This is a genomic window from Pseudoduganella violacea (assembly GCF_014191875.1).
GTDB classification, from domain to species: domain Bacteria; phylum Pseudomonadota; class Gammaproteobacteria; order Burkholderiales; family Burkholderiaceae_D; genus Rugamonas; species Rugamonas violacea_A.
In genome coordinates this window covers 33,416-53,665 of the sequence record NZ_JACHXD010000015.1, presented here as the reverse complement: position 1 = coordinate 53,665, position 20,250 = coordinate 33,416, and the positions used below count along the sequence as shown (strand labels likewise).

Sequence of the window (20,250 nt, the reverse complement as noted above, 5' to 3'; positions counted from 1 at the left end):
CTGGTGAAAATGCTTTTTTGACAGCTTCAGGCGCGCGCCGGCAGCGCCAGGCGCACGCTCAGGCGGCAGCCGTCGCGCGGCGCGGAAACGATGCTCAGCGCCCCGCCCATGGCGTCCACCCGCTCGGCAATGCCCAGCAGGCCGAAGGCGCCGGGCTTGTCGCGCTGGCTGGCTTCCATGCCCGCGCCATTGTCCTCGACCAGCAGCAGCACCGTGTCGCCCTCCTCCGTCAGCTCCACCCGCACATGGCTGGCGGCGGCGTGGCGCAACACATTGCTCAGCGATTCCTGCACGATGCGGAACAGCACCACCCCGCTTTCGGCGTCGATGCGGTCGAGCAGGGCCTCGCCCGCAACCAGCAGGCGGCAATCGAACTGGCCACGCACGGCGAAGTCGCGCACCAGCCATTCCAGCGCCGCGTGCAGCCCCAGGTCCAGCACCGCCGGACGCAGCTCATTGATGATATTGCGCACGCTGCGGATGGTGGCATCCACATTCTCCAGCGCCAGGTTGGCGCGCTGCCGCAAGCGCGGGTGGCGGGCGCCGGCGCGCGCCTGCAGCATGGAGATGTCGATGCGCAGCGCCAGCAGATTCTGTCCCAGCTCATCGTGGATTTCGCGCGCGATGCGCTTGCGCTCGGCCTCCTTGACCTCGGCCAGGTGGGCGCTGAGCTGGCGCAGATGGGCGTTGGCCTGGGCCAGCTCGCTGGTGCGCAGCCGCACGCGCGCATCGAGTTCGCGGTGCAGTTCGCGCAAGGCCAGTTCGGCGCGTTTGCGCTGGGTGATGTCGGAGAACACGGCCAGCAGATTGGCTTGCCGGCCATCGGGATCGCGCATGACCTTGAGCGACAGCGCCGCCAGGAACTCGCCGCCATCGGCGCGCTGGCCCCAGGCCTCGCCCTGCCAGCTGCCGCGGCTCACCAGGCTGCGCCAAAGGTCCGCATAAAAGGCCGCGCCGGGCGCGCGGTGGCGCAGAAACCGCAGCGAGCGCCCCAAGGCCGCCGCGGGCGGGTAGGCCGTCAACTGGCTGAAGGCGGGATTGACGCTGACAATGCAGCCATCGGCATTGGTCAGCGCCATGCCCTCGTCCAGGCTGTCGAGCATGGCGAAGGCGCGCTGCAAGGCCGTTTCGCGCGCATGCCAGTCGCTGATATCGCTGATGATGATGCGGCAGCCCCCGGTGCGCGCATTGTAGTTGGCTTCCAGCCGCACACGGCTGGCGCCGCCGCGCTCTTCCAACAGCTGCACCTCGAGTGCCGAAGGCTGGCCTTCGCGGTCCAGGCGCGCCAGCAGGCCGCGCCAGTCGGGTTGGGAGCTGGGCGCGAGAAATTCTTCAAAATGCAGGCCAATCAAATCGGCCCGCTGCAGCCGCAGCAAGGCCGCGGCGGCGCGGTTGGCGCCATCGATGCGGCCGGAGCGGCCGAGCGAGAGATAGCAGGCGGGCGCCTGCTCATACAGCCCGGTGTAACGGCTTAGATCCTCTTCAACTTCTTCTTTTTGCCGGTGCATCTCGGCCAGGGCGGCCCCCTGCAATTCCAGCTCGATACGATTGACCTGCGCCTCATGCCATGCTTTCTGCATGTCGCTCCGAATACGGGCGGGAGGCGCAGGCCGGGACATTACTGCGTCTCCCTGTTATCGCTGCCCGGCCCTCTTAGCCGCGCTTCCAGCGATTTGAGTTCTGTGATGTTGACGAAGGTGGCGACCAGGCCGTCTATCACATTGGCCAGCGTGCGATACGGCCGCACCCGCACCATGAACCAGCGCCCATCCCGGGTGGCGATCTGCTTTTCGCAGAAAGCCAGGGTGCGCAGTACCTCGCGCGCGTCGTCTTCCAGCTCAGGATAAATCAGATCGGTCACGATATCGCCCAGCGGCCGGTTCACGTCGCCCGGAATCAGCTTGTAGATCTGCGTGGCCTGGGTGGTGAAGCGGCGGATATGCAGGGAGTTGTCGAGATAGATGACGGCGATGTCGGTGCTGTTCAGCAGATTTTTCATATCGCTGTTGGCCATCGACAGGTCGTCCACCTTGGACTGCAATTCCGCGTTGACGGTGTACAGCTCCTCGTTCAGGGACTGCATTTCTTCCTTGGAGGTGGTCAGCTCCTCGTTGGTCGATTGCAGCTCCTCGTTGGTCGATTGCAGTTCCTCGTTCGCCGATTTGAGTTCCTCGCGCGAGGTCTGCATCTCGTCGCGCACGGAATGGATTTCCATGCGCGCCTGGGCCAGCTGCTGCTCCATTTCCACCTGGTGCGGATTGGGCGAGCCGCCGCGGTGGCGCTTGCCCGTCGGCGCCGGCGTGGCGTGGAAAGTCAGCAGCATCATGCCTTCGACCGCATCGCTGTCGGGCAGCTTCTCGGCCGTGACATCGACCAGCAGCGCGCGGTTCTCGCTGTCTTTCAGCATCAGGCCGCGCAAGGCCTCCTGCTTGCCGCTCAGGTTGGCCTGTTCCAGCAATTCGGCCAGGTGGTAGCGCAGGCCGTCGCGCGCCATGGCGTGAATATTCCAATTGGCCTTGCCCGCCGCCGGCTCCAGATAGGTGCCGGTGCGCCCGTGAATATACAGAATATCGCCCTCTTTGCTCAACAGGACAGCCGCAGGCGAGTGTTTTTTGAGCAGCATATGCTCGACTTGGGACTGGAGATTGCCCGTCATGGATACAGTCCTTGCTTCGTTTGACAATGGAACATTGGCCGATACCACCTTGGTCGGAAAATAATGGCTGACCCGATGCACCGCCGCGTCCAGCCGCTGGTAGACGCGTCCCGAACCGGGCACGGACGCAAACAGCTCCGTGAAGTTGCCCGGTGTGTCGGCACTGCCTAGCAGAAGAAAACCATCGCGCTTGAGGGCGTAATGGAATAGCGGAATCAGGTGCTCTTGCAGCTTATGGGTGAAATATATCAGCAGGTTGCGGCAGCTGAGAATATCCAATTTGGTAAACGGCGGATCGGAGATCACATTCTGCTGCGCGAAAATGATGGAATTGCGCAGATCCTTGCGGATGCGGAAGCCGGCGCCATCGTCGATAAAGTAGTGGCACAGGCGTTCGGCCGAGACGCTTTCCTCGATATTGCGGCTGAAAACACCCTGCCGCGCGCGGTCGATCGCGTCCGGATCGAGGTCGGTGGCGAAAATCTGCAGCGAGTATTTGCCGCGCGGGTTGATCGACTCCATCACCTCATCGAACACGATGGCGAGGGAATAGGCTTCCTCGCCGGTGGAGCAGGCCGGCACCCAGGCCTTGAAGGCGCAACCCTCCGGATTGGCCGCGACCATGGCCGGCAGCGTGACGTTTTTCAGATGCTCCCACATCTTGGGGTCGCGGAAGAAGCTGGTCACGCCGATCAGCAATTCCTTGAACAGCAGGTCGATCTCGGCCGGGTTCTCGCGCAGGAACAGCACATACTGCTCCATCGACAGGCTTTGCTGCAGCTTCATGCGGCGGTCGATCCGGCGCATGACGGTATTCATCTTGTAGTCGCTGAAGTTGTTGCCGGTATGCGCCTGCAACAGTTCCAGCAGCTCCTGCAAGGCGTGCGGCCGGCCGCGCACGCGCGCCTGCTGCACATAGGGCGACACCGACCAGACATTGCCCAGTTTTTCCGGCATATCCCCGGGCAGGGCCGTGATATCGACCACCCCGGCGTCGATGGCGCTGCGCGGCATGGGGTCGAACTTGGCCGATTCGGGCGGCTGGGCCAGCGTCACACCGCCCGCCTCGCGGATGGCGCGCAGGCCGGCCGTGCCATCGCTGCCCATGCCGGAAAAGACGATGCCGGCGGCCAGTTGGCGGCGCTCCGTCGCCAGTGCGCGGAAGAAGGCATCGATGGGATAACGCGGCCCGCGCAGGCCGGACAGCGGCCCCAGGGACAATAAGCCGTTGGCAAAGGCCAGGCTCATATTGGGCGGAATCACATAGACGCAATCCGGTTCGATCCCCATATTGTCGCTGATCTGATGCACGGGCATGGCCGTCGCGCGCTGCAGCAGTTCGGGCAGCACGCATTTGCGCTGCGGGTCAAGATGCTGGATAACGATAAAAGCCATGCCGCTGTTTTGCGGCACCGCCGTCAGGAATTCGATGATCGAATCAAGTCCGCCCGCGGAGGCGCCTATGGCGACAATCGGAACGGTTCCCCCGGCACTCCAGATACTGATAGGATGCGCGCCGGCGCCGGCATCGACTGCTTGATTCTTGCTCATTGTGATCTGGTTGATGGAAAAGCCCTGTCATGGGTGATTTTCCACGCAAGGCGCGTTTGCGCCTTGAACATGGAAGCCCCGATTATACAAGAGCGGTCCCACGGCGCGTGCCCCCCCTTACGGAGAATTGCGCCAGCCGCCGCCGAGAGCCTGGATCAGGGCCACGGCGGCGGTCTGGCGGTCGGCCTGCACCTGGGCCAGGGCACGGCGCGCATTCAGGGCACTGATCTGGGCCGTGACCACTTCGGTATAGCCGACCTGGCCGGCGCGGTAGCGGTTGAATAGCTGCTGCTCGACCTGGTCAGCCGCCTGCGAGGCGCGCCGGCGCAGTTCCTGCTGTTCGGCCAGCACGCGGGTGGCGGTGAGCTGGTCCTCGACATCGGCCATGGCGGCCAGCACGCTTTGCCGGTACTGGGCCACGGCCAGATCGTGCCCGGCCCTGGCCTGGTCCACGCGCGCGCCGGTGGCGCCGGCATTGAACAGGGTCTGCGCCGCCGATAGGCCCAATGACCACAGGCTGTTGGTCGCACTGAACAGGCCCGCTGCCTTGCTGGCGCCAAAGCCGTAGGAGGCGCTCAAGTCCAGGCTGGGAAAATAGGCCGAGCGCGCGATGCCGATCTGCGCATTGGCTGCCGCCACACGCCGTTCAGCGGCGGCGATGTCGGGACGGCGCTGCAGCAGCGTGGACGGCACGCCGGGCGGCACGTCCGGCACAGCCAGTCGCGGCGCGGCAGGCGCCAGCGTGAAATCGGCCGGCGCCTTGCCCAGCAAAACGGCAATGGCGTGTTCAAGCTGGGCGCGCTGGCGTTGCACGCCAAGCCGGTCGGCGCGGGCATTCGCGAGCTGGGTTTCGGCCTGCAAGACGTCGGCATGGCCGGCAATGCCGGCCGCAAAACGGTTGCGCGTGATGTCTTGCACGCGCTCATAGCCAGCCACCGTGGTGTCCAGCAGCTGCATCTGATAGTCGCTCTGGCGCAGTGCAATGTAGTTGAGGGCCAGTTCGCCCTGGGCCGAGAGGCGAGCCGAGGCAAGGTCGGCGGCGCTGGCCTGGGCGCTGGCGGCTGCGCCGCTGGCGCCGGCGCGCAGGCGTCCCCAGATATCCGGTTCCCAGCTGCCGCCGATGCTGGCGCGGTACTGGTTGCCGGTGCGCGCCGCACCTTCGCCGCCGGAGCGGTCGGCGCTGCCGGTCAGGTTCAAGGTTGGGAACAGGGATGCGCGCTGCTCGGCCACGATGGCGCGCGCCTGCGCATAGCGGGCCACGGCCGCCGCCACGTTCTGGTTCGACACTTCCACATTGGCGGCCAGCTCGTTCAGTACGGGATCGCCGAACAGCGTCCACCAAGGGCCGCGCTCCAGCGCATCGGCCGGGGCGGCGGGCTGCCAGCCTTCAGCTTCCTTGAAATGGGCCGGCAGCGGCGTGGCGGGCGTTTGATAGGCGGGACCGACGGCGCAACCGGCCAGCAGGGAGGCGGCCAGCGGCAGCAGGCGTAAGGTCTGTTTCATTTTTGGAGTCATGGCGTGATCGGCGCGGCAGTTGCCTGCGCGCCGCCGGTGCGGCTCAAATGCCGTTCATTCGGGCTGCGCGCGCGCAGGCGGTCCATCAGGATGTAAACCACGGGCGTGGTCAGCAGGGTCAGAAGCTGGCTGGCGATCAGGCCACCGATGATGGCAATGCCAAGCGGCTGGCGCAGTTCGGAGCCTTCGCCGAAGCCGATGGCCAGCGGCAGCGCGCCAAGGGCGGCGGCCAGGGTCGTCATCAGGATCGGGCGGAAGCGCAGCAAGCAGGCTTCGCGCACCGCCTGCACCGAGGCCAGGCCGCGCGCGCGTTCCGCTTCGAGCGCGAAGTCGATAATCAGGATGGCGTTCTTCTTGACGATGCCGATCAGCAGGAAGACGCCGATCAGGGCGATGATGGAGAACTCCATATTGAACATCAGCAGCGCCAGCACGGCGCCCACGCCCGCCGAGGGCAAGGTGGACAGCACCGTCACCGGATGCACCAGGCTTTCGTAGAGGATGCCCAGCACGATGTAGATCACCACAATCGCGGCCAGGATCAGCAAGGGTTGCTGCTTGTTCGACTCCTGGGCGCTGCGCGCCGTGCCCTGGAAGCTGCCGCGCACATTGTTGGGCATGGCGATATCGGCCTCCGCCTGTTTCACGGCTTCCTGCGCCTGGCTCAGGCTGAAACCATCGGCCAGATTGAAGGAAATGGTGGTGGCCAGCTCGCCGTCCTGGTGGTTGACCGAGGCCGGCGTGGCGCTTTCGGCAAAGCGCGCAATGCCCGTCAGCGGCACCATGGCGCTGGGCGCGCCGCTCAGCGCCGAACCGGTGGCGGCGTCGCGCAAGGCTGCGGTATTGTTCGCGCTGGCGTTGCTGGAGGACGTGGCGGTGGCCGTCGCGCGCGCCGCCACATGCACATCCTTCAGCGCTTCCGGGCTTTTGGCGTATTCGGGCGCGACCTCCATCACCACCTTGTACTGGTTCAGTTCATCGTAAATGGTGGCGACCTGGCGCTGGCCGAAGGCGTTGTACAGCGCATTGTCCACGTCGCGCACGGTCATGCCGAAGCGCGCCACGGTGTCCTTGTCGATCGTGACGAAGGTTTCGACGCCATTATCCGCCTGGTCGGTATCCACATCGATCAAGGCTTTTTGCAGCTTCATGGCGTCGGCCAGGCGCGCGGCCCAGTTTTTCAGGTCGGCGCGATTGTCGCTTTTCAGCGTGTACTGGTAGGTGGAATTGCTTTGCCGCCCGCCCATGCGCAAATCCTGCACCGTGTTGAGGAAGAGCGACACGCCCGTCACCTTTGCCAGTTGCGGCCGCAGGCGCGCAATCACCTGCTGCCCGGTTTCCGCGCGCTCCGAAGCAGGCTTGAGATTGACGAACATGAAACCGCCCCCTGCCCTGCCGCCGCCGGTAAAGCCCACCACCGTCGCCACCGCCGGGTCGCGCTTGATGATGCCAACTAGCTGGCGCAGCTTCTGCTGCATGGCCTGGAAGGAGATACTCTGGTCGGCGCGGATGCCGCCATTGATCTGGCCCGTATCCTGCTGCGGGAAAAAGCCCTTGGGCGCGGCCGAAAACAGATACACGTTCAGTCCCACCACAAAAACCAGGATCGCCATCACCAGCCAGACGCTGGACAGCGCCCAGTCCAGCGAATGCTCGTAAGCCTTGAGCACATAGCCGAACAGGCGCTCGAAGAAGCGCGAGATGGCGCCGGCCGGCCTGCTCTCCTGCCCAGGTTTCAGCAACCAGGCGCACATCATGGGCGTGGTGGTCAAGGAAATCAGCAGGGAAATCAGCACCGCCGCCGACAGCGTGACGGCAAATTCGCGAAACAGCCTGCCCACCTGCCCGCCCATGAACAGCAGCGGAATGAATACCGCCACCAGCGACAGGCTGATCGACAGCACGGTGAAGCCCACTTCGCGCGCGCCCAGCAGCGCCGCCTTGAAGCGGTCCATGCCCGCCTCGATATGGCGCGAGGTATTTTCCAGCACCACGATGGCGTCGTCGACCACGAAGCCGGTCGCCACGGTCAGCGCCATCAGGCTCAGATTATTCAGGCTGAAGCCCAGCAGGTACATCACGCCGAAAGTGCCGAGCAGCGAAACGATGGTCGCCACCGCCGGCACGATGGTGGCGCGGGCGCTGCGCAGGAAGGCGCTGACCACCAGCACCACCAGCACGATGGAGATGAGCAGGGTAAATTCGATTTCGTGCAGCGAGGAGCGGATGGAATTGGTGCTGTCGGAAGCCACTTGCAGCTTCACGTCCTGCGGCAACTGGGCCTGCAGCTGCGGCAGCAAGGCGCGAACGCCGTCCACGGTTTCGATCACATTGGCGCCCGGCTGGCGCGTGACCAGCACGATCACGGCAGGATCGCCGTTATACAAGCCGAGGGTATTCTTGTTTTCCGCCCCATCCACCACCTCGGCCACATCGCGCAGGCGGATGGCAGCGCCGTCGCGCCAGGCGATCACCAGGTCGCGGTAGTCGGCGGCGCTGCGCCCGCCGCTGGCGGTGCTGGGCGCGGAATAGATTTGCAGGCGGCGTCCCTCGCTCTCGATGGCGCCCTTGGGCCGGTTGGCATTGCTGGCCTGGATCGCGGCTCGCACATCCTCCATCGACACGCCGTAGCGGTTCAGCGCATACGGCAGCAGCTCGACGCGCACGGCGGGCAGCGAGCCGCCGCCGATTTCCACATCGCCCACGCCTTTCACCTGGGCCAGCTTCTGCTGCACGATATTCGACACGGCCTCGTAAATCTGGCCGGGGCTGCGCGTGGGCGAGGTCAGCGCCAGAATGATGACCGGCGCGTCGGAGGGATTGGCCTTGCGGTAGGTGGGATTGCTGCGCAAGGTGGCCGGCAGGTCGGCGCGGCTGGCGTTGATGGCCGCCTGCACTTCGCGCGCCGCCGAATCGATCTTGCGGTTCAAGTCGAATTGCAGGTTGACGCGGGTGGAACCGTTGCCCGAAGACGAAGTCATTTCATTGACGCCCGCGATCACGCCCAGCCTGCGCTCCAGCGGCGTGGCGACGCTGCTGGCCATGGTGTCCGGACTGGCGCCGGGCAGGTTGGCGCTGACCGAGATGGATGGGTAATCCACCTGCGGCAGCGGCGACACCGGCAGCACGAAAAAGGCGGCAATGCCGGCCAGCGCCAGTCCTATCGTCAGCAGCACCGTGGCGATGGGACGGCGGACGAATGGCTCGGAGAGGTTCATGGCAGGGCCGCTCCCGCCGCCGCCTCGCCGCGCTTGGTGCCCCAGCGCTGGCCCAGGCGGTCGAAGGCCAGGTAAATCACCGGCGTGGTGTACAGGGTCAGCATCTGGCTCACGATCAAGCCGCCGAAAATGGCCAGGCCCAGGGGCCGGCGCAGTTCCGCGCCCTCGCCCCAGCCCAGCATCAGCGGCACGGCGGCAAACAGCGCGGCCAGGGTCGTCATCAGGATCGGGCGGAAGCGCAGCAGCGCCGCCTGGTGGATGGCTTCGCGCGGCGGCTTACCTTCGTCGCGTTCGGCCTCGATGGCGAAGTCGATCATCATGATCGCATTCTTCTTCACGATGCCGATCAGCAGGATGATGCCGATAATGCCGATCACGCCCAGGTCCTGGCCGCTCAGCAGCAACGCCAGCAAGGCGCCCACGCCGGCCGAGGGCAAGGTGGAAAGAATGGTCAGCGGGTGGATATAGCTTTCGTACAGCACGCCCAGCACGATGTAGACGCAGACCACCGCCGCCAGGATCAGCCAGAGCTGGTTCGTCAACGAAGCCTGGTAGGCGCCGGCCGCGCCGAGAAAGGTCAGCGACACCGCGGGCGGCAAGCCGATTTCCTGCGCCGCCGCGCGGATCGCATCCACCGATTTGCCGAGCGCCACGCCGGGTGCGGTATCGAAGCCGATGGTGGTGGCCGGATATTGGGCCACATGGGTGATCTGCAGCGGCGCGGGCTTTTCCGTGATGGTGGCGATGGCCGACAAGGGCGTGGGTTTGCCGCTGCCGGTGCGGATCTGCAGATTACCCAGCGATTCGGGCGTGCTGAGGATGCCCGGCTGCGCCTCCAGGATCACGCGGTACTGATTGGTTTCGGTGAAGATGGTGGACACGATGCGCTGGCCGAAAGCGCTGTACAAGGCGTCGTCGATGGCGGCGGCGGTGACGGACAGGCGCGAAGCCGTATCGCGGTCGATGGCGATATAGGCCGCAGCCCCGGTCGCGCCGGCATCGGACACCACATTGCGCAGCTGCGCCTTCTTCTGCATCTGCGCGGCCAGCTTGCCGGCCCACTGCGAAACCGTGACGTTGTCGGCGCCTTCCAGCGAGACGCGGTACTGGGTGGGGCCGGATTCGGCGTCGATGGTCAAATCCTGGGTCGGCTGCAGGTAGATCTGCACTCCGGCCACCGTCCCTACCCTGCGCTTCAGGCGCTCCATGGTATCGGCCTGATTGCCGCGATCGCGTTTCAGGTTGATCAGCATGCGGCCGGTATGCAGCATGGTGTTGTTGGCCGCGTCCACGCCCACCAGTGAACTCAGGGATTCCACCTCCGGATCTTCCAGAATCGCCTTGGCGGCGGCCTGCTGCAATTCGGCCATGCGGCTGTAGGACACGGCTTGCGCCGTTTCGATGCGCGCCTGCAGTTGGCCCGTATCCTGCGTCGGGAACAAGCCTTTTGGGATGTAGATATACAGCAGCACCGTCAGCGCCAGCGTCGCCAGCGCCACCAGCAGGGTCAGTCCCTGGCGCTGCAAGACCCATTGCAGGGACAGGTCGTAGCGGTGGATCACCTTGTCCATCACGCGCTGGATGCGCGCGCCGGTGCTGCCCGGTGCATCGCCGGCATGGCTGCGCAGCCAGCGCCCCGCCATCATCGGCACCAGGGTAAGCGACACCACGGCCGAAATGAGGATGGTGATCGAGAGCGTGACGGCGAATTCGCGGAACAAGCGCCCCACCACATCGCCCATGAACAGCAGCGGAATCAGCACCGCGATCAGCGACACCGTCAGCGAGATGATGGTAAAGCCGATCTGCTGCGCGCCCTTGAGCGCGGCGGCCATCGGCGTTTCGCCCTCCTCGATATAGCGGGCGATGTTCTCGATCATGACGATGGCGTCGTCCACCACGAAACCGGTGGCGATGGTGAGCGCCATCAGGCTCAGATTATTCAAGCTGTAGCCCAGCAGGTACATCAGGCCGCAGGTGCCGATCAGCGAAATCGGCACGGCCAGGCTGGCGATCACGGTGGCGCGCAGGCTATGCAGGAAGGCGAAGATGACCAGCACCACCAGCACCACGGCCAGCACCAGTTCCATCTCCACATGCTCGACCGAGGCGCGGATGCCGTTGGTGCGGTCGCTCAGCACATCGACACGCAGCGCGCCGGGCAGGCCGGCTTGCAGCTCGGGCAGGCGTTCCTTGATCGCATCCACGGTGGCGATGACGTTGGCGCCAGGCTGACGCTGCACATTCAGGATCATGGCGGGCTTCAAGCCGGACCAGGCGCCCAGCTTGACGTTTTCGGCACTGTCCACCACCTGGGCCACGTTCGACAGGCGCACCGGCGCGCCGTTCTTGAAGGCCACGATCAGGTTCTTGTAATCGTTGGCGGTCAACAGCTGGTCGTTGGCGTTGATGGTGAAGGAGCGTGTGGGGCCGTCGAAGCTGCCCTTGGCGCTGTTGGCGTTGGCGGCTGAGATGGCGCTGCGCAGCGTGTCCAGTCCCAGGCCATAGGATGCCAACGCCAGCGTGTCGGCCTGGATGCGCACGGCGGGACGCTGGCCGCCGCTCAGCGTGACCAGGCCGACGCCGTTGACCTGGGAGATTTTCAGCGCCAGCCTCGTATTGACGATATTCTGCACCTCGGTCAGCGGCATCGTATCGGAGGTGATGGCCAAGGTCAGCACGGGCGCGTCGGCCGGGTTGACTTTGGCGTAGACCGGCGGCGCCGGCAGGTCGGCCGGCAGCAGCGAGCCGCCCGCATTGATGGCGGCCTGTACTTCCTGCTCGGCCACGTCGAGCGTCTGGCCCAGGCTGAATTGCAGGGTGATGATGGAAACGCCCGCCGCGCTGGTGGAACTCATGCGCTGCAAGCCCGCCATCTGGCCGAACTGGCGTTCCAGCGGCGCGGTCACGGTCTGGCCCATGACTTCGGGACTGGCGCCGGGATACAGGGTCTGCACCTGGATGGTCGGAAAATCGACCTGGGGCAGCGCCGACAGCGGCAGCAGCTTGAAGCCGACCAAACCTGCCAGCACGATGGCCAGCATCAGCAGCGAAGTCGCCACCGGACGCTGGATGAAGGGCGCCGAAGGACTCATCGCGCGCCGCCTCCCTGCTGCTGGCCATGCCCCTCACGCCGCTTGCGCCCTTCCCCGCTGCCGCGTTCTCCCGGCAGCGTGACGTGGGCGCCGTCCTTCAGACGGTCAGCGCCTTCGGTGATGACCTGCTCACCCGCCTGCACGCCGCTCTTGAGCTGCACCTTGTCCACCGTGGCCTGGCCGCGCGTGACGGGACGCAGCGAAACGGTCTTGTCCTGGTTCAGCACATACACGAAATCGCCCGTCGAGCCGTGGCGCAGCGCCGTCACCGGCACCATGACCGCATCCTTGATGGTGCGCAGTTCCAGGCGCACGTTGACGAATTGGCTGGGGAAGAGCGCCATCTTGGCGTTCTCGAAGCGCGCTTTCGCCATCACCGTGCCGGTTTGCGTGTTCACCTGATTGTCCAGCGCCGCAAAGCGGCCCTGCTCCAGCGTGGTGCTGCGGGTGCGGTCCAGCGCCAGCGCCGGCAGCACGGCGCCTTCATTGGCGCGCGCAATGACCTCCGGCACCTGGTCCTGGGGTACGGCGAATTCCACGTCGATGGGTGAAATCTGGGTGATGACGGCAATGCCGTTGGCGTCGCCCGAACCCACCAGATTACCGACATCGACCACGCGCAGGCCGACACGCCCGCTGATCGGCGCCACCACCTTGGTATAGCCCAGGTTCAGGCGCGCCGTGCCTTCGGCCGCCTTGTCCGTCATCACCGTGCCTTCCAGCTGGCGCACCAGGGCTGTTTGCGTATCCACATCCTGCCGCGCGATGGAATCCTGGGCCAGCAGGGTGCGGTAGCGTTCCAGCGTCAGACGCGCGTTTTCCAGCTGTGCTTCGTCACGCTGGCGCTGGCCGCTGGCCTGCATCAACGCCAATTCGAACTGGCGCGGATCGATCTGGGCCAGCACCTGGCCGGCCCTGACCATCTGCCCTTCCTTGAACAGCACCTTCTGCAGGATGCCCGAGACCTGTGGCCGCACCGTGGTGGTGGCCGCCGCCGACACCGTGCCGAGCGCCTCCAGCACGACGGGAATGTCGGCTTTTTCAGCCGTGGCCACGCCCACGGTACTGGCTGGGCCACCCCGGCCGCCACGGCCGGAACCGCGACCGGCACCGCCCGCCGCGCCACCAGATCCGCCGGCGCCTGGAGCAGCAGCCCCCGGCCCGCCCGGCCCCGGCCCTTCCGGCGCCTTGTGCGTCAGATGCCAGGCCAGACCACCCAGCCCCGCCATGGCCGCCACCGCGATAACGGCGCCCAGCCATTTGCGGCGGCGCGATTGGGGGGCTGGAGAAGTGTTCGGGTGCGCATCCATCGCATGTCCTTGCTGGGTCAGAGTCTTAATTGACTCTAGCACAGGGCTTCGCGGCAAATGCTTCAGGACCGATACAATTGGCCGCCACCTGACGGCGTCCTGCGCCAGACAGGTTCCGTCCAAAACGTTCTCCGGCTCGCAAAAACGGCCCGAAAAACGCGCAAAGCGTGCAAAACCGGCCCTCCAACGAAAACGCCACCGGTGGCTGCCGATGGCGTTTTGCTGTCAAACCCGGTTACAAATTGGCTACATTACGCAGCAAATCGACACAGGATAAGGGGCTAGCGCGGCGATTCGCACAGGCAGTGCGTGAGCGCCGTGAACGGTTTGCGCTGCTGGGTCAGATCATTCAGCCAGCTCAGGTCTTTCGCCACGCCGGTGGCCACGCCCAGCGGCAGGCCGGTTGGCGCCAGCGCCACCTTCACCTGCTCGCCCACGGCCTTGGCGGCCGAACCGCCGAAGTACTCCAGCACGCGGTCGAAGCGCGAGGTTTCGCGCTCGATGTAGACGATGCGCGGCTCGCCTTCCAGCTTGGCGCGCTTGGCGGCGGACTTCAGCGCATCCTGGTAGCTGCCCAGGGTGTCGACCAGACCGCGTTCCTTGGCCTGGGCGCCGGTCCACACGCGGCCCTGCCCCACTTCATCGATCTTGGCCGGGGAGGTGCGGCGCGCCAATGCGGCCTTGGTGGTGAACTCGTCGTAAGTGTGGTTGATCATGCCCTGGATGACCTGGCCGAAGCGCGGGTCCATCGGACGCAGACGGTTGTCGATATCGCCCAGCCAGGTGGTGGTCTGGCCGGCGGTGTGGATGCCCAGCTTGTCCGCCACTTTCTCCACCGTCGGATACAGGGCGATCACGCCGATGGAGCCGGTGATGGTGGCCGGATCAGCAATCACCTCGTCGGAAGCCATGGAAATCCAGTAGCCGCCGGATGCCGCCACATTCCCCATCGATACCACCACCGGCTTGCCGGCGGCGCGCGTCAGTTCCAGCTCGCGGCGGATCAGCTCCGAGCCGAAGGCGCTGCCGCCAGGCGAATCCACGCGCAGCACCACAGCCTTGATGCTGCTGTCTTCGCGCGCCATGCGGATCAGGTTCGAGGTCGATTCGCCGCCGATGGCGCCGGGACCGGCCACGCCGTCGCCGATCTCGCCCACCGCCATCACCACGCCGATTGCATCGCCGGTGAATTTCGGACGCTGGCGCGCCAGATAATCGTCAAACGCCACCTGGCGGAAGGTCTTGCCCTCCGCATTCGTGGCGCCGCGCTCCATCATCAGCTTGCGGATATCGTCGCGGGTTTTCACGCCGTCGATCAGTTTCGCATCCAGCGCCACTTTGGCCATATTGCCGTTGGCGGCCTTGGACAGCTCAGGCAAGCCATTGATGACCTTCATCAGCTGGCCTTCCGGCAGCTTGCGCGCCGTCTCCACGCCCTTGGTGTAGCGCGCCCACAGGTCGTTGATGAGGAAGGCGTCCGCTTCGGCCGCCGCCGGCGATGGACCGTTCGCCACGAAAGGCTCGGCAAAGCTCTTGAAGGTGCCGACCCGCATCAGGTTCACGGTCACGCCCACCTTGTCGAGCGCGTCGCGGTAGTAATTGCGGTAATGGCCGAAACCATCCAGCATCACCATGCCCATCGGATGCAGATAGATTTCATCAGCATGCGAGGCAACCTGGTACTGCGCCTGATTGTAGGAAGAACCCCAGGCCACCACTTTCTTGCCCTTGGCCTTGAAACGGTCCAGTGCCGCGCCGAACTCGCGCTCCAGCGCCTGGCCGCCACCCTGCATATCGTCCAGCACCAGCACGGCGCCGCCGATCTGCGCGTCCTTGCCTGCCGCATCGAGCACGGACAGCACGTCGCGCAACTGGATCTGCTTGCGCGGATCGTCGCCATTCAGGTTGGCCAGCAAGGCTTCGCGCGCGCCATTGCGGCCCTGCTCCAGCAACTGGCCTTTCAGCTCGATCACCAGCATGGTCTTGTCGCCCAGCGGCTTGGCGCCGCCGCCGAAGGTCGCATACAGCAGTGCGATCAGGATAATCAGGAACAGCAGATTCAGTACCGCGCGGCGGCCAAGGTCCAGCGCGCGCCAGACAAAGCGGAAGGCGCCGCCGACATAAGATGAAACCGATCGAGACATCAATTCTCCTAAAATTAAGATGATTCCATGACTACTGTAAGCGAAAAAACAAGTTTCGTCAGTGCGTCGGCAGCATTTCTTTGCTCTCGGCCGGACGCGAAATCAGGAACAGGCCACCCATGGTCAGCAAACCGTTGAGTATCAACAGTTCCAGACCGATTTTGTAACTACCAAATAACAAGCCTTGATACTGCTCGACCAGGAAGCACAGCGCCGGACCGGCCAGTACCACCAGCGGCACGCGGCCATCCTGCACGCTGCGGCGCGTGAACAGGCCGAAAGCGAACAGGCCAAGCAGCGGCCCATAGGTGTAGCCGGCCAGCTTGAGGATCACGCCGATCATGCTGGGGCTATCGACCCATTTGAACACCATCACCAGCACCAGGAAGAGCGCGCAAAAGCCGAGATGGACGCGGTGCCGCATGCGCAGGCGCTGCGCCTCGCTCAGGTCCGCGCGCCGTTTCAGGCCCAGGATGTCGATGCAGAAGGAGGACGTCAGCGCCGTGATCGCGCCGTCCGCGCTGGGGAACAAGGCGCTGACCAGGGCGATGAAGAAGACCATCTGCATGGCGGCGGGCAGATGGCCCATGACCACGGCGGGGAAAATCTTGTCGCCGCTGGCCGCCAGCCCAACCTGGGGCGCGTACAGGTACAGCAAGCCGCCCAGGAACAGGAAGAGCGACAGCACGCCCACCAGGATTGCCGTCAGCGCCAGCATATTCTTTTGCGAATCGGCCAGGGTTTTGACCGAGATATTCTTTTGCATCATCTCCTGGTCCATGCCCGTCATGGCGATCACGATGAACATGCCGGCAAAGAAGTGTTTCCAGAAGTAGGACGGGCTGTCCACGTCCTGCGTGAAGATGCGCGACAAGCCTTTCGCCTCCATCTGCGCCAGGCTGCCCGCCACGTCCAGCTGCATTGCGTGCATCAGGAAGACCACGCAGCTGATGAGGCCCAGCAGCATGCCGACGGTTTGCAGGGTGTCGGTCCACACGATGGTCTTCACGCCACCCTCGTAGGTATATAGAAGGATCATCAGCAGGATCACCAGATTGGTGAGCCAGAACGGCACGCCCAGGCTGTCCAGGATGGTCGCCTGCAGGATATTCACCACAAGATACAGGCGCGCCGTGGCGCCCAGGGTGCGCGACAGGATGAAGAAGGCCGCCCCGCTCTGGTAGGAACGGCGGCCCAGGCGCATATCCAGGTAGTGGTAGATGGAGGTCAGCTTGAGCCGGTAATACAGCGGCAGCAACACATACGCCACCGCCACATAGCCGGCCACATAGCCCATGGTCAGCTGCAGATAGCCGAAACCGTCGCGCCCCACCGCCCCCGGCACGCTGATGAAGGTGGCGCCGCTCAGCGTGGTGCCCACCATGCCAAAGGCCACCAGCATCCAGTTCGAACTCTTGTTACCGATGAAGAAGCTGTCATTATTCGCATTGCGCGAAGTGAACCAGGCCACCAGCAGCAATAGTCCGAAGTAGCCGAACACCAGTGAAAACAGGGAAAAAGAAGACATTCCAGATCCGATTGAAAAACAGTGGGCAGCAATATACACCGCCCGGCGCGGCTCTCGTCTAAAATCCCTGGGTAAAAACACAGGAACAGCCATGTATTCAGCCGAAACCAAAGAATTCGCCCGCGAGCAGGAAAAACTGGTGCTGCCGCTGGAGTATCGCGCCCACTCGCAGTCCGACGGCCGCGGCGAGGGCCGCGAAGAGTGCATGCGCGACTATGCGCGCGTGCTCTACTCCGCCTCTTTCCGCCGCCTGCAAGGCAAGATGCAGTTGCTGGGCGTGGACGCCAACAGCTTTAACCGCAACCGTTTGACGCACAGCCTGGAAGTGGCGCAAATCGCCCGCTCCATCGCCGCCGACCTGGGGCTGGAGCGCAGCGTGGTGTCCGAAACCTGCTCGCTGGCCCACGACATCGGCAACCCACCCTTCGGCCACTACGGCGAAAAAATCCTGAACGAGCTGATTGCGGACGGCGGCGGCTTCGAAGGCAATGCGCAAGCCTTCCGCATCCTGCGCACGCTGGAGAAGAAGCATTACGCCTACGCGGGCCTGAACCTGACCGTGCGCACCCTGTTCGGCATCACCAAGTACTTCCACCGGCGCGCGGACAATCCGAAGAAGTTCCTGTACGAGGACGATTACGCCTTCCTCAGCGCGGCGCTGGACGGTCACGGCATCACCGTGCGCAAGAGCATCGACGCGCAGATCATGGACCTGTCCGACGAAATCGCCTACGCCGCGCATGACCTGGAGGATGCGCTCAGCTTCGGCATCATCACCTGGGGCGAGATCGTCCACGAATTCAAGATCAGCCGCGACTTCGCCGGCGCTTACGAGCAGTTCTCGGCCATCGCCGAACACGCCCATGCCGAAGCGCTGAAATGCGAGGCGCAGGACAGCTCGGAGGAATACTCCATCGTGCTGCGCAAGGAAATGACGTCGCAGATCGTGCATGAGCTGTGCCGCGACATCAGCGTGGTCGAGGGCAAGCATGGCCCGGAACTGGGCTACAAGACCAAGGCGGAACTGGCGCGCGGCCTGAAAAGCCTGCTGTGGAAAGCCATCCTGCGCAAGAAGGATGTGCAGCTCTACGAAAAGCGCGGCGAAAAAATCATCCGCGGCCTGTTCGAGGTGCTGAGCGACAAGCAGTACAACAAGGACAATATCCTGCTGCCGCCCGAACTGCGCTGCCTGAAGGATTCGCGCGAGCGGCTGGTGATCGATTACATCTCCGGCATGATGGATTCCAACGCGGCCCGGGAATACGAGAAGTATTTCGGCGAAGGCAGCCTGGATGCCATCTACTGGAAGAAATAAGCCCATGGACGACAGCCTTCCCCAGCTCAACCGCGCGGAATACACGCGCCGCATGAACCGCGTTATCGACCACATCGACCGCCACCTCGACGGCGCGCTGGAAACGGCGGAACTGGCCGACATCGCCAACTTCTCGCGCTTCCACTTCCACCGCATCTTCGCCGCCTGGATGGGTGAAACCATCGGCGACTATGTGCGTCGGCGGCGCCTGGAAACGGCAGCCTTCCACCTCTCCTGCGGCAGCCAGGCCAGCGTGCTGGAAGTGGCGCTAAGCACCGGCTTCGGCTCGGGCGAGGCGCTGGCGCGCGCCTTCCGCCAGAAATTCGGCTGCTCGCCCAGCGCCTGGCGCGACGGCACGCGCGAGCGCCTGGCCGCATTGGCGGCCGGACTGCGCCAGGCGCGCGAAGAGGCCAATAGCAATCCTGATCAGGTGAATGGCAGCGGCGGTCAGGCCGGATTCCTGCCGCTCGGCGAATATGGCGACTCCCAATCACCAAACGGAGAAAACCAAATGGAAGTACACGTGATCGACCTGCCCGCCGTAACCATCGCCTATCAGCGCCATATCGGTCCTTACGGCATGAGCATCGGCGAATTCTGGCGCAATACCATGTCGCCGTGGATGCATTCGCATGGTCTGGACAGCGCCACCTGCTACGGCGTGGGCCACGACGACCCAAGCATCACCGCGCCGGAAAAGTGCCGCTACGACGCCTGCGTGGAAGTGCCGCAAGGGTTCAAGAACGGCGGCCAGGCCAGCATCTCGACCCTGCCCGGCGGCCGCTATGCGGTGGCGCAGTTCAAGGGACAGGCCACCACGATCGCTGCGGCATGGAATAGCCTGATCCGCGAATGGTTGCCGTCCAGCGGCCTGCAATGCGACGACCGGCCGCTGTTCGAGCGCTTCTCGCCGCAGACGGCGCTGAATCCGCAAACGGGGGAATTCACTTGTGAGTTGTGTGTGCCGGTGAGGGCTTTGTAAGTTCTAGCCAGGATAGGTGGCGCTGGGTGACGGGCGCCGCCTATCCTATCTCTGCATCGATTGACCACGACTCGGCTCCTGAGCTATCAATCCATACGGCGTCACCAGGAGTCCAATAATGGGTACGCCAACTGGAGTCGCCGGCAATTTGATATGGAAGCACGGTGACAAATTCATCATCATCGAATTCCTGCCACGACGGCCAGGCCAAGTCAAACAGCCTGCATATTTCCTCCGCGCTGCCGTCGACGATCCCTCCCCCACGACCTATCTTTACTTTATTCTGTTCCAGCAGATTTCGAAGAATGTAGAGAAACGCTGATTTTCGCCAAGGTAGCGAGGCTGCTGGTTTAGTCTGACACCAAATAGCACCCAGGTTCATGCCGTAAGCCAGGGCAGCAAGAAGATGAAGCTCGCTATCGATATCTTGACGTTCTTGCGTGGTCAGGTAGTCCGTCATGTTTCGGGGGAAAAATGCTGCGAGAATCGAAAGCCAGAGGAATCACGCATTGCATACATAATTTCATATTGGAAGATAGGACAAAGCTAGCCTTACTACCGCACGCTGTTGCCGGAAAAGTCCATGTTGGTGGAGGAGGTCAAGTCGCTGCCACTCACTTCTGGGCTGACGCGGTGCCACCTTCAGCGACAAATACTTTTCTATTCCACAAGACCTAGTATTGGGGCCAAATCTGTGACAAACCCAGCCCTCGGTCCATACTCGTGGGATATATCATGGAAGGACTTGGTCAAATCAGCCTTAACATTATCTGGCGCTTTTTGCAGCTCGGCAGAAAGTTGCTCTAAGGCAGCCATTGCGGCATCTGCGTCAACGGTGTCTTGATCTGCAAATTCTAAAAAAATAGCAAAATCCACAATAACTTTAACTACGTGTTTATCTATCATTTTTTCGCAGCTTTTATTTAAATTCTGAAA

The 20,250-nt window shown here is 63.9% G+C and carries 12 protein-coding genes; 2 read left to right on the top strand and 10 right to left on the bottom strand.

The window, feature by feature from the left end:
* Window positions 1-26: 26 nt before the first annotated feature.
* From FHS03_RS21705 to FHS03_RS21670, 8 genes are all read right to left on the bottom strand, one after another.
* Window positions 27-1,580 (bottom strand): sensor histidine kinase, encoded by a 1,554-nt coding sequence (locus FHS03_RS21705; RefSeq protein ID WP_183443021.1) that lies wholly within the window; start codon window positions 1,578-1,580, stop codon window positions 27-29.
* 38 nt (window positions 1,581-1,618) lie between these two features.
* The gene (locus FHS03_RS21700; RefSeq protein WP_183443020.1) at window positions 1,619-4,207 is read right to left on the bottom strand and encodes a chemotaxis protein CheB; all 2,589 of its coding nucleotides are present in this window, start codon (window positions 4,205-4,207) and stop codon (window positions 1,619-1,621) included.
* A 117-nt stretch (window positions 4,208-4,324) separates the two neighbouring features.
* Complete coding sequence (locus tag FHS03_RS21695) at window positions 4,325-5,710, bottom strand: efflux transporter outer membrane subunit (RefSeq protein ID WP_229426335.1); 1,386 nt, start codon at window positions 5,708-5,710, stop codon at window positions 4,325-4,327.
* A gap of 8 nt (window positions 5,711-5,718) precedes the next feature.
* Window positions 5,719-8,940, bottom strand: coding sequence for an efflux RND transporter permease subunit (locus tag FHS03_RS21690; protein WP_183443018.1), 3,222 nt, complete (start codon window positions 8,938-8,940; stop codon window positions 5,719-5,721).
* A complete protein-coding gene (locus FHS03_RS21685; RefSeq protein ID WP_183443017.1) occupies window positions 8,937-12,035 on the bottom strand; it encodes an efflux RND transporter permease subunit in 3,099 nt (1,032 codons plus the stop codon). Before FHS03_RS21685 ends, FHS03_RS21690 begins: the two co-directional genes overlap by 4 nt.
* Window positions 12,032-13,345 carry an efflux RND transporter periplasmic adaptor subunit gene (locus tag FHS03_RS21680; RefSeq protein WP_183443016.1) on the bottom strand — a complete coding sequence of 438 codons (1,314 nt, stop codon included), beginning with the start codon at window positions 13,343-13,345 and terminating at the stop codon, window positions 12,032-12,034. Before FHS03_RS21680 ends, FHS03_RS21685 begins: the two co-directional genes overlap by 4 nt.
* A 281-nt stretch (window positions 13,346-13,626) precedes the next feature.
* Window positions 13,627-15,489: a signal peptide peptidase SppA gene (gene sppA, locus FHS03_RS21675; protein ID WP_183443015.1), complete on the bottom strand. Its 1,863-nt coding sequence runs from the start codon at window positions 15,487-15,489 to the stop codon at window positions 13,627-13,629.
* A gap of 58 nt (window positions 15,490-15,547) precedes the next feature.
* On the bottom strand, window positions 15,548-17,017 hold the full coding sequence (locus tag FHS03_RS21670; RefSeq protein WP_183443014.1) for a sodium:solute symporter: 1,470 nt from the start codon (window positions 17,015-17,017) through the stop codon (window positions 15,548-15,550).
* A gap of 91 nt (window positions 17,018-17,108) precedes the next feature.
* Here FHS03_RS21670 and dgt point away from each other — a divergent pair, with 91 nt between their 5' ends.
* Together dgt and FHS03_RS21660 are read left to right on the top strand one after the other, a co-directional pair.
* Complete coding sequence (dgt, locus tag FHS03_RS21665) at window positions 17,109-18,332, top strand: dGTP triphosphohydrolase (protein WP_183443013.1); 1,224 nt, start codon at window positions 17,109-17,111, stop codon at window positions 18,330-18,332.
* Between the two features lie 4 nt (window positions 18,333-18,336).
* Window positions 18,337-19,314 (top strand): AraC family transcriptional regulator, encoded by a 978-nt coding sequence (locus FHS03_RS21660; RefSeq protein ID WP_221208214.1) that lies wholly within the window; start codon window positions 18,337-18,339, stop codon window positions 19,312-19,314.
* 40 nt (window positions 19,315-19,354) lie between these two features.
* Here FHS03_RS21660 and FHS03_RS21655 read toward each other — a convergent pair whose 3' ends face one another.
* Entirely contained in the window at window positions 19,355-19,774 is a 420-nt protein-coding gene (locus tag FHS03_RS21655) for a DUF596 domain-containing protein (protein WP_183443012.1), read from the bottom strand.
* Between the two features lie 200 nt (window positions 19,775-19,974).
* Window positions 19,975-20,220, bottom strand: a complete 246-nt coding sequence (locus tag FHS03_RS21650; protein WP_183443011.1) for a hypothetical protein — start codon at window positions 20,218-20,220, stop codon at window positions 19,975-19,977.
* Window positions 20,221-20,250 lie beyond the last annotated feature (30 nt).

Coding starts and splice junctions, on each gene's coding strand:
- FHS03_RS21705 (WP_183443021.1), bottom strand. CDS start 1,580: ATGCAGAAAGCATGGCATGAGGCGCAGGTCAATCGTATCGAGCTGGAA.
- FHS03_RS21700 (WP_183443020.1), bottom strand. CDS start 4,207: ATGAGCAAGAATCAAGCAGTCGATGCCGGCGCCGGCGCGCATCCTATC.
- FHS03_RS21695 (WP_229426335.1), bottom strand. CDS start 5,710: ATGAAACAGACCTTACGCCTGCTGCCGCTGGCCGCCTCCCTGCTGGCC.
- FHS03_RS21690 (WP_183443018.1), bottom strand. CDS start 8,940: ATGAACCTCTCCGAGCCATTCGTCCGCCGTCCCATCGCCACGGTGCTG.
- FHS03_RS21685 (WP_183443017.1), bottom strand. CDS start 12,035: ATGAGTCCTTCGGCGCCCTTCATCCAGCGTCCGGTGGCGACTTCGCTG.
- FHS03_RS21680 (WP_183443016.1), bottom strand. CDS start 13,345: ATGGATGCGCACCCGAACACTTCTCCAGCCCCCCAATCGCGCCGCCGC.
- sppA (WP_183443015.1), bottom strand. CDS start 15,489: ATGTCTCGATCGGTTTCATCTTATGTCGGCGGCGCCTTCCGCTTTGTC.
- FHS03_RS21670 (WP_183443014.1), bottom strand. CDS start 17,017: ATGTCTTCTTTTTCCCTGTTTTCACTGGTGTTCGGCTACTTCGGACTA.
- dgt (WP_183443013.1), top strand. CDS start 17,109: ATGTATTCAGCCGAAACCAAAGAATTCGCCCGCGAGCAGGAAAAACTG.
- FHS03_RS21660 (WP_221208214.1), top strand. CDS start 18,337: ATGGACGACAGCCTTCCCCAGCTCAACCGCGCGGAATACACGCGCCGC.
- FHS03_RS21655 (WP_183443012.1), bottom strand. CDS start 19,774: ATGACGGACTACCTGACCACGCAAGAACGTCAAGATATCGATAGCGAG.
- FHS03_RS21650 (WP_183443011.1), bottom strand. CDS start 20,220: ATGATAGATAAACACGTAGTTAAAGTTATTGTGGATTTTGCTATTTTT.